Source organism: Niallia circulans, from assembly GCF_007273535.1.
Classification (GTDB): Bacteria; Bacillota; Bacilli; order Bacillales; family Cytobacillaceae; genus Niallia; species Niallia circulans_B.
Genome location: NZ_RIBP01000004.1, coordinates 642,210 through 655,575, shown reverse-complemented (window position 1 = coordinate 655,575; position 13,366 = coordinate 642,210). Strand labels below are relative to the sequence as shown.

Here is a 13,366-nt window from a genome sequence, read left to right as displayed (position 1 = left end):
GATGGAGGATGAAATAATGAAGGTACTCGTAATCGGCCGTGGTGGAAGAGAGCATGCCATTTGCACAAAGATAAAGGAAAGCGAATTAGTCGATACTCTTTTTGTAGCACCAGGAAATGTAGGTATGACAGATGTTGCTGAACGTATCACAATAGAAGAAACTGAAGTAGACAAGCTAGTCCAATTTGCAATAGATAATAAAGTGAATCTGACTGTTGTTGGTCCTGAAGTGCCTTTATTATTAGGTGTTGTTGATAAGCTGGAAGCTGCCGGTCTTAAAGTTTTCGGTCCGAAGCAAAAAGCGGCTGAAATTGAAGGCAGCAAATCCTTTGCAAAGGATTTAATGAAGAAATACGAGATTCCAACAGGACAGTACGAAACATTCTCTGACTTTGAGCAGGCAAAAGCTTATGTATTGAAAGTTGGGGCACCGATTGTCATCAAGGCAGACGGACTTGCGGCAGGGAAAGGTGTTACTGTTGCAATGACAGTGGATGAAGCATTGACAAGTCTTGAGGAGATGCTTGTTGGAGCTAAATTTGGTGATGCGTCTGCTACAGTAGTTATCGAAGAATTTTTGGCAGGCGAGGAATTTTCCTTAATGTCTTTCGTTAACGGAGAAACGGTTATTCCATTGGAAATTGCCCAAGACCATAAACGGGCATATGACGGTGATCAAGGTCCTAATACTGGAGGAATGGGTGCTTATTCTCCTGTTCCTCATATCGATGAAGCAATTGTTCAGACTGCGATTGAAACAGTCGTCAAGCCGACTGTACAGGCGATGATTAATGAAGGAAGAAGCTTTACAGGAATCCTTTATGCCGGTCTTATCGCAACAGAGCACGGTCCGAAGGTTATAGAATTTAATGCTCGTCTTGGAGATCCAGAAACACAGGTTGTTCTTCCAAGAATGAAGTCTGATCTAGTAGAGATTTTATTGGCAATTTTAGCTGGTGAGACTCCTGTCATTGAATGGTATGAAGAGGACATGCTTGGTGTTGTTGTTGCAGCAAAAGGCTATCCGGCGAGCTATGGAAAAGGTGCTGTTATTAAAGGCTTAGAAAACATGGATGATGTATCTGTTTTCCATGCAGGCACAAGTCTTGATGAGGATGGCAACTTTACAGTTGACGGCGGACGTGTTTTACTTGTGGCAGGCAAAAGCAAAACAATCAAGGATGCCCAAGATAAAGTGTATAAAGAGCTTGAGAAGATGGAAAGCGATGGTGTCTTCTATAGAAAAGACATCGGCTTTAAGGCAATTAAATAAGAAAAAAAGAATCCCAAACTGCCTGCAGTTTGGGATTTTCCTTTTATGCGAGTTCGATACCGCCTGTAATTCCGTATACTTGTGCTGTAACGTAGCTTGATTCCTCTGATGCAAGGAAAACATATACGCTTGATAGTTCAACAGGCTGTCCGCTGCGTTGTAACGGTGTATTTTGTCCGAATTGCGGAATTTGATCACTAGGTTGTCCTCCAGTAACCTGCAAGGCTGTCCAGATTGGTCCTGGAGCAACAGAGTTAACACGGATGCCTTTTGCAGCAACCTGTTTAGCCAGGCCGCGCGTAAATCCTGTAATGGCAAATTTAGTAGATGCATAATCCAACAGGTTTGGACTTGGATTATAGCCTTGAACAGAAGTAGTTGTTATAATGGAAGCTCCTTTTGGAAGAAGCGGCAGCGCTGCTTTAACAACCCAGAATAATGAAAATACATTTATTTCAAATGTGCTGCGCAGCTGCTCTGTCGTCAAATCAGCAATATCCTCAACTGCTTGCTGTTTACCTGCTACTAATGCCAGTACATCAAGGCCACCTAAGCCATCATAAGCTTTTTTGACCAATTCACCACAAAAGGCTTCATCGCTCAAATCACCAGGGATTAAAATAGCTTTTCTTCCTTCTGCTTCAATCAATTCCTTTACTTCCTCAGCATCTGCCTGTTCTTCCGGAAGATAATTGATGGCCACATCAGCGCCTTCTCTCGCATAAGCAATAGCAGCTGCGCGACCGATTCCAGAGTCTCCTCCAGTAACAAGTGCTTTGCGATTTGTCAATCTGCCATTTCCTTTATAGCTTTTTTCTCCACAGTCTGGAACTGGCTCCATTTTCTGTTGAAGGCCAGGCGGGTCTTGGTATTGTTTTGGGAAGTCTCCTGTAAAGTACTGCTCTAATGGATTGTTTAGATTAGACAAAATAAATCTCTCCTTTTGGTTTAGTTCCGATTGTCTTTTTTTATGCTTCTCTAATTGGATTCCCAATCAATCCGTACAATAAACAAAAACTTGGAAGAAAAATTACAAACAGAAATAAAAATTGCAGGAATGGAAGGGAATCACTTAGCATATTATGTATGAATACATTGAAAAGCCTGCAGGCTTTTTTGCTGCAGGCATTAATAGATTATTTTTTCATATCATCGGGTGAAAAGATTGTTGCGGGATTAAATTCACTCATAATGTTTTGAATATCAGCAGATGAAGCCTTTTCTGTATGCTCCGCTTTTGTTTCGTTTTTCCCTTTATGTTCGTGATCTTGTTTGTCTTTAGAGTCTGGATGAGAAGTGTGCTGGGAATTTTTCTTCATTAATTGTTCCTTATTGTCATATATAGCAACAATCGGGCAATAGCGCACAATACCTTCAGCAATTTTCATTCCAGCAAGTAAGGCTATCCATAAGTAGGACTGCTGATTGGGTCTTTTAACAAGCTTAGCTGTGCTCCACGCTAAAAACATAAATCCAAGTGTGATGCGAATCATAGCATTAATCAAGCTGATATTTTGTTTTGGGTTCATAATGATAGCCTCCTTAAAAAATTTAACGTAATAGTAATATTAGATAAATTTTTATGTGATAAAATAACCTTAAATGAAAAACTTTTCCATTTTTTTAAAAATAAAACAAAGCTGCTAATAAAAAAAGGGGAGAAAGCAATGTTAGAGCAACGATACCGTTGGAAAAATAAAGTGTTAAGAAAACATGTTTCCGTTTTAAATGGTGATATTGCGCCATCCATCATTTTGCAGAATGCAAAATATCTCAACCAAATATTGCGAAAGTGGATTTGTGCGAACATCTGGATATATCAAGACAGAATAATTTATGTCGGGCAAGATATGCCTGCAAATGTTCGCGGCAGCGAAATTGTCGACTGTGAAGGCCAATATTTAGTGCCAGGTTATATCGAGCCGCATTCTCATCCTTTTCAAATATATAATCCCCTTACTCTTGCTCAATATACATCTCAATTTGGAACAACTACATTGGTGAATGATAATCTGTTATTAGCTTTGCAGTTAGATAAAAAGAAAGCGTTTTCTTTTATGGGGCAGATGCGAAATATTCCTTCCTCTATGTACTGGTGGTGCAGGTATGATTCGCAGACAGAGCTCGCAGAGGAGGAAAGAGTATTCTCCCATAGTAATGTTAAGAGCTGGCTCGAGCATGATGCTGTCATTCAAGGTGGAGAGTTGAGCGGCTGGCCGCAGCTTTTGGATGGTGATGACATGATGCTGCATTGGATTCAAGAAACGAAACGGATGCGTAAACAAGTGGAAGGCCATTTTCCTGGGGCTTCTGAAAAGACTTTAGCAAAGCTGATGCTGCTTGGTGTGGACAGTGATCATGAAGCGATGACAGGCAAAGAGGTGTTTGACCGTTTAATGCAAGGATATATGGTAAGCCTAAGATATTCATCCATTCGCCCTGATTTACCAAGACTGCTACGTGAAATGAAGGAGATTGGGATCAGTCAATTCGATAAATGTATGCTGACAACAGATGGTTCCCCTTCGTATTTCTATGAAAATGGACATATCGACCAGCTTATCCGCATAGCTATGGAACAAGGTATTCCTACTGTAGATGCCTATAATATGGCAACAATAAATATTGCAACATACTACAATATGGAACATCTGCATGGAAATATTGCGACCGGCAGAGTCGCTGATATCAATTTCTTAAGCAATCCTGATAACCCAACGCCACATACTGTATTAGCAAAGGGGATATGGGTAAAACGTGCAGATAAGATAGTGGAAGATGTGTACCCTTCCATCGATTGGGAGGAATTCGGTTTTGAGCATTTAGCGATTGACTGGGAATTGACTAGTGATGATATGCAATTTTCCATGCCATTTGGGATTAAACTCGAAAATTCTGTCATCACAAAACCATATTCTATTTCAATTGATGTATCTGGAGAAGCGCTTTCCCGAGAACATGATGAATGTTTCTTTATGCTGTTAGGAAGAAGCGGAAAATGGAGAATAAATACGCTTTTAAAGGGATTCTCTAAGGAAATAGGCGGCTTGGCGAGCTCCTATACGGGAGATGGGGATATTATTCTGTTAGGAAAAGATCAAAATGATATGATATTGGCCTTTAATAGACTGAAGGAAATAGGTGGGGGAATCGTCATATATAAGGATGGCATACTAGCAATAGAATTGCCATTGCCTTTAAAAGGAGTAATGGCTGATATACCAGTTCATGAACTAATAAAAACAGAGAAAAAGCTATTACAATATATTAAAGACGCTGGCTTTCCATTTGATGATCCAATTTATACACTTGTTTTCTTTTCCGCTACCCATTTACCATATATAAGAATAACCCAGAGAGGTTTATATGATGTCATGAATAAAAATGTACTCTTTCCGTCAATAATGCGTTAAAATATAAAAGAGATTCTTTTATTAATGAGAATATTCTGATATATGTATGGATAGGCAACAATATAGCGGTAAAGTATTGATAACGCCAAGTAAACAGTAGGGTCCATATGGTAATGTAATTTTAGCCTATTTTCAAAAGAGACAGCTTCGCCATAATTTTTTCCGTCATTCTTCCTAGCAGAGGTAAATTTGAAAAAAATACGCCTATTTTAGGAGGATTTATGAAAAAGAGCTTGATATTAATTTTGGCAGCAGTTTTCCTTTTTATGACAGCATGCAGTAAGGAACCAGAAAATGCTGGCACGCATGATGAGAATCACAAGAGTGGTGATGCAGGCAAAGATGAAGGCAGTGTGGATGAGTTAGGCTATACATATCCTTTATCAGGTCTGGCTGTTGATAAAAAAAGCAGTGAGCGTGCAATCGCTGTGATGGTTAATAACCATCCGAAGGCAAGACCGCAGACTGGTTTAGCAGATGCCGATATTGTATATGAGGCTCTTGCAGAAGGAGAGGTCACAAGGTTTCTAGCTATTTTTCAAAGCAAGGTTCCTAAGATGATTGGTCCTGTCAGAAGCTCAAGGGATTACTATATTGAGCTAGCTAAAGGCTATAACAGCCTCTACCTTGCGCATGGATATAGTCCTGAGGCGAAGAAGCTGTTAACAGAAGGGTATATTGATAACCTTAACGGCATGCAATATGACGGGACGTTATTTCAGCGATCTTCAGAAAGGCAAGCGCCCCACAATTCATATATCAGCTATAGTAATATCCTTAAAGGGGCGGAACAAAATAATTTTCAAATGGATGAAGCTCCAAGTTCCCTTGTCTTCTTGAATGATGATGAAGCACAACAGATACAGGGGGAAGAAGCGAATAAAATATCTATTTATTATGGTTCCAATCCACAGTACAACTCTTTATTTTTTTATGATAAAGATACGGAGAAGTATACTAGATATTCAAATGGCGAAAAAACCACTGATTATGAATCAGGTATGCCTGTGGCTGTAAGCAATGTATTTGTTATAGAAGCAGCGCATCACACAGTAGACAGCAAGGGAAGACGAGATATAGATTTGCAATCTGGTGGGATTGGCTACTTGCTGCAAAAGGGCAAGGTTAGAAAAGTAGAGTGGAAAAACATAGATGGCCGAATTCTCCCAGTTGAGGGAGGCAGGCAAATAGGATTTGTTCCTGGTAAAACATGGATTAACATCATACCTTCCGATCCTGGACTAAACGCAGCCGTTTCATTAGAGACACAATAACTAATATATGTAACCGATGGAGGCATGAGTAAAATGCAAATTGATAAACTAAGAGGTAAAGAGCTGGATCAGTTGTTTAAATCCATTCTTTCATTAGACAATTTAGAGGAATGCTATTCGTTTTTTGATGATTTATGTACAGTCAATGAAATCCAATCATTATCACAGCGACTTGAGGTTGCAAGAATGCTGAGAGAGGGAAATACCTATCATAGCATCGAGAAAGAGACTGGTGCCAGTACAGCGACAATTTCACGAGTGAAAAGATGCTTGAACTATGGAAATGATTCATATGCTATGGCATTAGACAGAATTAAGGATGAGACTCCAAAAGAAGAAAATAGCGAAAACGAATAAGTATTCATGGCAGGCAGACATTGTCTGCTTTTTCTTTTGCTAAAAAAGCTACTATTACTTTAGGATGAAACATTATTTTTCAGTAAGTCGTCATATATAATACTAGAAAACTTGATAATAAGTAGTTGTCAGGAAGAGAATATAAACTGCAAATATTTACATGGAAATTTGCCTCCCTTCATTTCTTTTTTGAAACATATACAAATGCTATAATGATGTAATGGTAAGTTAGAATGGAGGATTTTTGCATGTATAATGTCCGTGAGTGGCGTCACGTTTTTAAGTTAGATCCAAATAAAGAAATATCTGATGAACATTTAGAAAAAATAGCAGAGTCTGGAACAGATGCAATTATTATTGGCGGTACAGATGGAGTTACTCTTGAAAACGTACTGAGCATTATGTCCAGAGTTAGAAGATATACAGTGCCATGCATTTTGGAAATATCAACAATTGATTCCATTACACCTGGCTTTGATCTTTATTTTATTCCGGCTGTTCTTAACAGTAAGGATGCAAAATGGGTAACAGGACTGCACCATGAAGCGGTGAAGGAATACGGGGAAATAATGAACTGGGATGAAATACTTGTTCAAGGCTATTGTATATTGAACAGTGATTGTAAAGCAGCAAAGGCAACTGATGCAATGACTGATTTAACTGCAGATGATGTGGGTGCATATGCAATGATGGCAGAGAATATGTTTAATCTTCCTATTCTTTATCTTGAGTACAGCGGAATTTATGGAGACGTTGAAGTTGTGAAGGAAGCAAAAAGACATTTAAGTAATACAGTGCTGTTTTACGGTGGGGGAATAAAATCATTGGAAATGGCACAGCAAATGGCGAAGGAAGCAGACGTTATTGTAGTCGGTAATATTATTTATGAGGATTTGGCTGCTGCTTTAAGCACGGTGAAAATCAAGAGTCTTCATTGATTAAGGTAACGGAAAAAGGTATGATTAGAATATATGTTCTTATGGCGGTGAGATAATGCAATATTTAACAGATAAAATATTAAACGGATTAAATCCTGAACAGCAAAAAGCTGTTAAGGCAACTGAAGGCCCTCTATTGATAATGGCAGGGGCAGGCAGTGGTAAAACAAGAGTATTAACACAAAGAATTGCCTATTTAATGGTCGAAAAAGGGGTAAACCCATATAACATCCTGGCGATTACTTTTACAAATAAGGCAGCAAAGGAAATGAGACACAGGATAGCTGCAGTGCTTGGCGGTGCCAGCGAAGATATTTGGATATCTACTTTCCACTCCATGTGTGTCCGCATTTTGCGAAAGGATATTGATAGAATCGGCTATAACCGAAACTTCACGATATTGGATACGACAGATCAGCAATCTGTTGTTAAGCAAATTTTGAAGGAAAGAAATATTGATCCGAAGAAACATGATCCTCGCGCAATTCTTGGAAGCATCAGCTCTGCCAAAAATGAATTGATTACACCAGAGGAGTATGCAAAAACAGCTGGTGATTATTTTTCTCAAATTGCAAGTGACGTATATACGGAATACCAAAGACGATTGAGAAAGAACCATGCTCTTGATTTTGATGACTTGATTATGCAGACAATTCATCTGTTTCAGCGTGTTCCAGAGGTGCTTGAATACTATCAACGCAAGTTCCAATATATTCACGTTGATGAGTATCAGGATACGAACAGATCACAATATATGCTTGTGAAGCTTATGGCAAGCAGATTCCGCAACCTTTGTGTTGTGGGGGACTCTGACCAGTCTATTTACAGATGGCGCGGAGCGGATATTGCTAACATCCTCTCATTTGAAAAGGATTACCCAAATGCCCAGGTAGTTATGCTGGAGCAAAATTACCGTTCTACGAAAAAGATTCTTCAAGCTGCCAATAAGGTTATAGAAAACAACTCTGGCAGAAAAGACAAAAATCTTTGGACGGAAAATGAAGACGGACATAAAATTCATTACTATCGTGCAGACAGTGAGCAAGGTGAAGCACAGTTTGTAATTGGAAAAATACAGGAAATAAGACGGGAAACTTCAAAAAATCTGGCTGATATTGCTATTCTTTACCGTACAAACGCTCAGTCCCGTGTAATGGAGGAGATGCTTCTTAAATCAAATATCGAGTATTCCATCGTTGGAGGTATAAAGTTCTACGATCGAAAAGAAATTAAAGATACACTCGCTTATTTAAGGCTGATTGCCAACCCGGATGATGATATAAGCTTGCAAAGGGTCATAAATGTACCAAAGCGCGGGATTGGTTCAAGCTCGATTGATAAAATCAACAATTTTGCGGCAATGCATGATATGTCGATGTACGATGCCCTTGAGTCGGCTGAATTAATAGGATTGAGCCCGAAAATTACAAAGGCAGTGATAGAATTCCGCAGTTTCATTCAACGCTACAGCGAAATGCAGGAGTACTTGTCTGTAACAGAGCTAGTGGAGGAAGTTATTGAAAAATCCGGTTATTTAGATGCGCTGAAAGCAGAGAAGTCGATTGAATCTCAAAGTAGAATTGAGAATATCGAAGAGTTTATGTCTGTTACGAAAAACTTTGAAGATACAAACGAAGACAAGTCATTGATTGCATTCCTGACAGACTTGGCACTTGTCGCAGATATCGACAAGCTTGATGAAGACGGCAACCAGGCGGATGCAGTTGTCCTAATGACGCTTCACTCTGCGAAGGGACTAGAATTTCCGGTAGTTTTCCTGATTGGCTTGGAAGAAGGAGTTTTCCCGCATTCCCGTTCACTTATGGAAGAAGCAGAAATGGAAGAGGAAAGAAGACTTGCCTATGTTGGTATTACAAGGGCAGAACAGCAGTTGTTTATCACAAATGCCCAAATGAGAACATTATTCGGACGTACGAATATGAACCCTCCTTCCCGTTTTATAAAGGAAATACCAGAGGAGCTATTGGAAGGAATTCCTGAAAGAAAAAGTGAAAGCCGATTTGCATCAAGACCAGCAGCACCTGCAGCACAAGCAAGAAAAGCAGTTGTTCGCCCTGCGGCAAGGACAACTGGCGGTGAAGGAATTGGCTGGAATGTCGGAGATAAAGCTGTTCACGGAAAATGGGGAACAGGCACAGTCGTTAGCGTCAAGGGCGAAGGAGATTCAAAAGAGCTCGATATCGCTTTCCCAAGCCCGGTGGGTATTAAAAGACTGTTAGCAAAATTCGCGCCGATTCAAAAAGGCTGATGAAAAGAAAGGAATGGAAGCATGGATCTACAAGCAGCAGAAAAAAGGACAAAGGAACTGCATAACCTTTTAAATAAATATAATTATGAATATCATGTTCTTGATAATCCTTCTGTCCCAGATGCAGAATACGATGCACTACTAAAAGAGCTTGTCGATTTGGAAGAAACCTTCCCTGCCTTAAAAACAAGCGACTCTCCATCCCAAAGGGTTGGAGGAGAAATTTTGGACATGTTCCAAAAGGTGCAGCATCATTCACCAATGCTCAGTCTTGGGAATGCTTTTAATGAAGCTGATTTGCGGGATTTTGACCGAAAGGTGCGCCAAGCAATCGGGGACAGCTTTTCTTATGTTTGTGAGCTGAAGATAGACGGGCTGGCTGTATCTCTACGCTATGTGGACGGATTATTTGAGCTTGGAGCGACAAGAGGAGACGGGACGACAGGTGAAGATATAACGGCTAATCTGCGTACAATTCGTTCCATACCCCTTCGGTTAAGCGAACAAGTAAGCATCGAAGTCCGCGGAGAAGCCTTTATGCCGAAGAAATCTTTTGAGGCTCTTAACAAGGCAAAGGATGAAAATGGAGAAGAACCGTTTGCAAATCCGAGAAATGCGGCTGCAGGCTCTTTAAGACAGCTTGATCCGAGAATTGCAGCTTCCCGTAATCTTGATATATTCCTATATGCGATTGGAGACCCGGGAGAAACGGGTGTCCGCTCACATAGCCAAGGCCTTGATTTACTTGACAATCTTGGCTTTAAAACCAATAAAGAAAGACAGCGCTGTGCATCAATTGAGGATGTTTTACAGTATGTAGAAGGCTGGCAGGAAAAGCGTCCGCATCTTCCTTATGAGATTGACGGAATTGTCATTAAAGTGGATAGCTTAGAACAGCAGGACGAGCTTGGAACTACTGCTAAAAGTCCAAGATGGGCAATAGCTTATAAATTCCCAGCAGAAGAGGTTGTCACAAAGCTTCTTGATATCGAACTTAGTGTTGGCCGAACGGGAGTATTGACGCCAACAGCATTGCTTGAGCCTGTCAAAGTGGCAGGGACGACAGTCAAACGAGCATCATTGCATAATGAAGATCTTATAAGAGAGAAAGATATAAAAATCGGTGACAGTGTTGTCGTCAAAAAAGCAGGCGACATTATTCCTGAGGTTGTGAATGTCCTTGTGGAACGCAGAACGGGTGAGGAAGTTGACTTCTTAATGCCAACACATTGTCCAGAATGCGAAAGTGAATTGGTGAGAATTGAAGGCGAAGTTGCCTTACGATGTATCAATCCAAAATGTCCTGCGCAAATAAGAGAGGGATTAATTCACTTTGTTTCTAGGAATGCGATGAATATTGATGGACTTGGGGAACGAGTTGTCAGCCAGCTGTTCCAGGAAAAACTGATTGAGGATGTTGCTGATCTTTATAAGCTTACATATGAACAGCTTATCTCTCTTGAACGAATGGGTGAAAAGTCAGTTACGAATCTGTTAAATGCAATAAATGCTTCTAAGAGCAACTCATTGGAGAGGCTGCTGTTTGGTCTAGGAATCCGTCATGTCGGTTCAAAAGCTGCTAAAACAATTGCGATGGAATTTGGTAATATGGAGAAGTTGGCAATTGCGACTAGAGAAGATTTGACAGCTATAAATGAAATAGGCGATAAGATGGCTGATTCCATCGTTGCTTTCTTTGAGCAGGAAGAAGCGGCCGAGCTTATTCAGGAATTAAAGGATTCTGGTGTGAACATGGAGTATACAGGAGCAAGACCTGTTGCAGCAGAAGAGTCAGACAGTGTGTTTGCAGGCAAAACGATTGTATTAACTGGTAAGCTTGAACAGCTTTCCCGAAATGAGGCAAAGGAGCAGATTGAGCTCTTAGGCGGAAAAATTACGGGAAGTGTCAGCAAAAAAACCGATCTCGTTATAGCCGGTGAGGATGCAGGAAGCAAGCTGACGAAAGCAGAACAGCTTGGGATTGAGATATGGGACGAGGAAAAGCTGTTGGAAGAACTAAAAGGTTAAAGGTGTGTAATGTTAATGAAAAGAAGCTTAATATTAGTAGCGAGCCTCATTTTTTTCCTATCTGCCTGTGCACCGAACTTTCAGAAGGAAGAAGAAGTGAAAAGTGAAACAGGGGACAATGAAACAGAGACAGCCATCCTGCCGAAATTCAAGATTTCGGATGACTATTACAGCATGAGTCTTCCCTTTAAGACATCTGAAGCAAGAGGGCTTGTCGTTAACAATTTAAACTCGAGATACGATATCAGTGAATTCGAGAGCGGTTTAATGCGTGTTGCTCAAAATACATTTGATACAGATAATTATTATTTCCAAGAAGGCCAGTATTTGAACAGCTCAACTGTTGCTGCATGGCTGAACAGGAAGTACACAAAGAAGGAGCTTACTGCCGAAAAAATATCAGCAAATGACAATGTTGGTCTTAATCCTTCTGATGAAGATAAAAGTAAAAAAGAATCTGGTAATATGGAGCCGATCTATTTAGCTCATATTTTGGAGCACGATTATTTAGTAAAAAATGAAGAAACAAATAAGCTGGAGCTTGGCGGAGTAACAATTGGCCTTGCATTAAACTCTGTGTATTATTACCAGGAAAAAGATAACGGATCGACAAAAAAGAAGGATATTAGTGAGCAAACCCTTGAAAGAGAAGGGAAAAGTATCGCAGAAGAGGTCACTAAACGGCTCAGAAAAATCGAAGGGCTGGAAAATGTACCTATAACAATTGCCTTGTTTGAACAAAAAGAGACATCCTCTGTTGTGCCAGGTAACTTTATTTCCTATGCAAATGCAGGCAGTGGGGAAGCCTCCCTGGGACAGTGGAAGGATATTAATGAAAAGTATGTTATTTTTCCAAATACAAATAGCCAATATAAGACAGAGCAAGCTGCCTTCTCTAAATTCCAAACCGATATTGAAGCGTACTTTCCTAATTTCAATGGCGTTATCGGAAAAGGTTTTTATGTAAACAACAAGCTGCGCAGTATTAGCATTGATATGAAGGTACAGTTTTATGGGGCAACAGAAGTAATCGGCTTCTCCCAATATGTGGCTGGAAAAGTGATTGATCGCTTTAAGGACACAAACCAGACTGTACAGGTGAGCATCTCCTCCGCTAACGGGGAAGAAGCCCTTATTGTTAGGGATGCAGGTCAAGACGAGCCGTTTGTTCATATATATCAATAAACAAAAAAATTACCCCAAAAAGTTTTGGGGTAATTTTTTTAGATTGTTCATTTTTTTGCAACATTTTAAATGACTGTGTGTGGATTTTTTTTAGTATAGTGGTAAAGAGTATCTATATAAGGAGTTGGAAAGTATGACAAATCCAAATTTAGATGATTACCTGCAGCAAGGCATGTACGGGGCGAAGGAGACAAAGCCAGAAGAGAGAAGAAAATTTCTTGGAACAATTAGAGAGCGTGTTGTGCTAGCGCTGCTGCAAAATCAAGTGAGTGAAGCAAATATCTATAAAGAGGCCGAGGAAGCGATTAAGAGCAATAAAGGAGCTAAGCTGTATTTAAATGGCCACTTGGATTATTCTTATTTGTCTAAGTACTTAAAATTAGCTAACGAGCAAAACATGGAATATACAATGGTGACGAACAATGATTATAACAGTGAAATCGGCTTATTGATCGCATACGACCATGCTGTAGATAAACAAGACATTTATGTTACTGAACCGACAGCTGACAAGATAACAGACGAACCGAAGGAAAAGAAGGGTTTTTTCGCAAAGCTTTTCAACAAGTAATAGGATGGACCAGGAAAAAGAATTTTTTCCTGGTTTTTATTTTAAGTTAACGTTTAAA

At 39.9% G+C, this 13,366-nt stretch carries 11 protein-coding genes; 9 read left to right on the top strand and 2 right to left on the bottom strand.

The window, feature by feature from the left end; genetic code table 11:
• The first annotated feature begins 16 nt into the window (after positions 1-16).
• Positions 17-1,273 carry a phosphoribosylamine--glycine ligase gene (gene purD / locus CEQ21_RS11145; protein WP_185764663.1) on the top strand — a complete coding sequence of 419 codons (1,257 nt, stop codon included), beginning with the start codon at positions 17-19 and terminating at the stop codon, positions 1,271-1,273.
• 43 nt (positions 1,274-1,316) lie between these two features.
• On the opposite strand, the gene CEQ21_RS11140 is transcribed toward purD, so the two are convergent.
• Both CEQ21_RS11140 and CEQ21_RS11135 read right to left on the bottom strand, forming a co-directional pair.
• Positions 1,317-2,201 carry an SDR family oxidoreductase gene (locus CEQ21_RS11140; RefSeq protein WP_185764662.1) on the bottom strand — a complete coding sequence of 295 codons (885 nt, stop codon included), beginning with the start codon at positions 2,199-2,201 and terminating at the stop codon, positions 1,317-1,319.
• Positions 2,202-2,409: 208 nt separating this feature from the next.
• Complete coding sequence (locus CEQ21_RS11135) at positions 2,410-2,802, bottom strand: YgaP-like transmembrane domain (RefSeq protein WP_185764661.1); 393 nt, start codon at positions 2,800-2,802, stop codon at positions 2,410-2,412.
• Positions 2,803-2,940: 138 nt separating this feature from the next.
• Between CEQ21_RS11135 and CEQ21_RS11130 the strand changes: the two genes are divergently transcribed.
• The 8 genes from CEQ21_RS11130 (at position 2,941) to CEQ21_RS11095 (ending at position 13,308) form a co-directional block, all read left to right on the top strand.
• Positions 2,941-4,686, top strand: a complete 1,746-nt coding sequence (locus CEQ21_RS11130) for an adenine deaminase C-terminal domain-containing protein (protein WP_185764660.1) — start codon at positions 2,941-2,943, stop codon at positions 4,684-4,686.
• Positions 4,687-4,907: 221 nt separating this feature from the next.
• Positions 4,908-5,960 carry a DUF3048 domain-containing protein gene (locus CEQ21_RS11125; RefSeq protein ID WP_185764659.1) on the top strand — a complete coding sequence of 351 codons (1,053 nt, stop codon included), beginning with the start codon at positions 4,908-4,910 and terminating at the stop codon, positions 5,958-5,960.
• 33 nt (positions 5,961-5,993) lie between these two features.
• Complete coding sequence (locus CEQ21_RS11120) at positions 5,994-6,317, top strand: YerC/YecD family TrpR-related protein (protein ID WP_185767234.1); 324 nt, start codon at positions 5,994-5,996, stop codon at positions 6,315-6,317.
• 248 nt (positions 6,318-6,565) lie between these two features.
• The gene (locus tag CEQ21_RS11115) at positions 6,566-7,255 is read left to right on the top strand and encodes a heptaprenylglyceryl phosphate synthase (protein WP_185764658.1); all 690 of its coding nucleotides are present in this window, start codon (positions 6,566-6,568) and stop codon (positions 7,253-7,255) included.
• Positions 7,256-7,310: 55 nt separating this feature from the next.
• Positions 7,311-9,524, top strand: coding sequence for a DNA helicase PcrA (gene pcrA / locus CEQ21_RS11110; protein WP_185764657.1), 2,214 nt, complete (start codon positions 7,311-7,313; stop codon positions 9,522-9,524).
• Positions 9,525-9,545: 21 nt separating this feature from the next.
• Complete coding sequence (gene ligA / locus CEQ21_RS11105) at positions 9,546-11,552, top strand: NAD-dependent DNA ligase LigA (protein WP_185764656.1); 2,007 nt, start codon at positions 9,546-9,548, stop codon at positions 11,550-11,552.
• A gap of 15 nt (positions 11,553-11,567) precedes the next feature.
• Complete coding sequence (locus tag CEQ21_RS11100) at positions 11,568-12,737, top strand: CamS family sex pheromone protein (RefSeq protein WP_185764655.1); 1,170 nt, start codon at positions 11,568-11,570, stop codon at positions 12,735-12,737.
• A gap of 133 nt (positions 12,738-12,870) precedes the next feature.
• The gene (locus CEQ21_RS11095) at positions 12,871-13,308 is read left to right on the top strand and encodes a YueI family protein (RefSeq protein ID WP_185764654.1); all 438 of its coding nucleotides are present in this window, start codon (positions 12,871-12,873) and stop codon (positions 13,306-13,308) included.
• The last annotated feature ends 58 nt before the right edge of the window (positions 13,309-13,366 follow it).

Bases quoted from the DNA above. Each gene is read 5' to 3' on its own strand.
- CEQ21_RS11130 (WP_185764660.1), top strand. From the start codon at position 2,941: ATGTTAGAGCAACGATACCGTTGGAAAAATAAAGTGTTAAGAAAACAT.
- CEQ21_RS11135 (WP_185764661.1), bottom strand. From the start codon at position 2,802: ATGAACCCAAAACAAAATATCAGCTTGATTAATGCTATGATTCGCATC.
- purD (WP_185764663.1), top strand. From the start codon at position 17: ATGAAGGTACTCGTAATCGGCCGTGGTGGAAGAGAGCATGCCATTTGC.
- CEQ21_RS11100 (WP_185764655.1), top strand. From the start codon at position 11,568: ATGAAAAGAAGCTTAATATTAGTAGCGAGCCTCATTTTTTTCCTATCT.
- pcrA (WP_185764657.1), top strand. From the start codon at position 7,311: ATGCAATATTTAACAGATAAAATATTAAACGGATTAAATCCTGAACAG.
- CEQ21_RS11095 (WP_185764654.1), top strand. From the start codon at position 12,871: ATGACAAATCCAAATTTAGATGATTACCTGCAGCAAGGCATGTACGGG.
- CEQ21_RS11120 (WP_185767234.1), top strand. From the start codon at position 5,994: ATGCAAATTGATAAACTAAGAGGTAAAGAGCTGGATCAGTTGTTTAAA.
- CEQ21_RS11115 (WP_185764658.1), top strand. From the start codon at position 6,566: ATGTATAATGTCCGTGAGTGGCGTCACGTTTTTAAGTTAGATCCAAAT.
- ligA (WP_185764656.1), top strand. From the start codon at position 9,546: ATGGATCTACAAGCAGCAGAAAAAAGGACAAAGGAACTGCATAACCTT.
- CEQ21_RS11125 (WP_185764659.1), top strand. From the start codon at position 4,908: ATGAAAAAGAGCTTGATATTAATTTTGGCAGCAGTTTTCCTTTTTATG.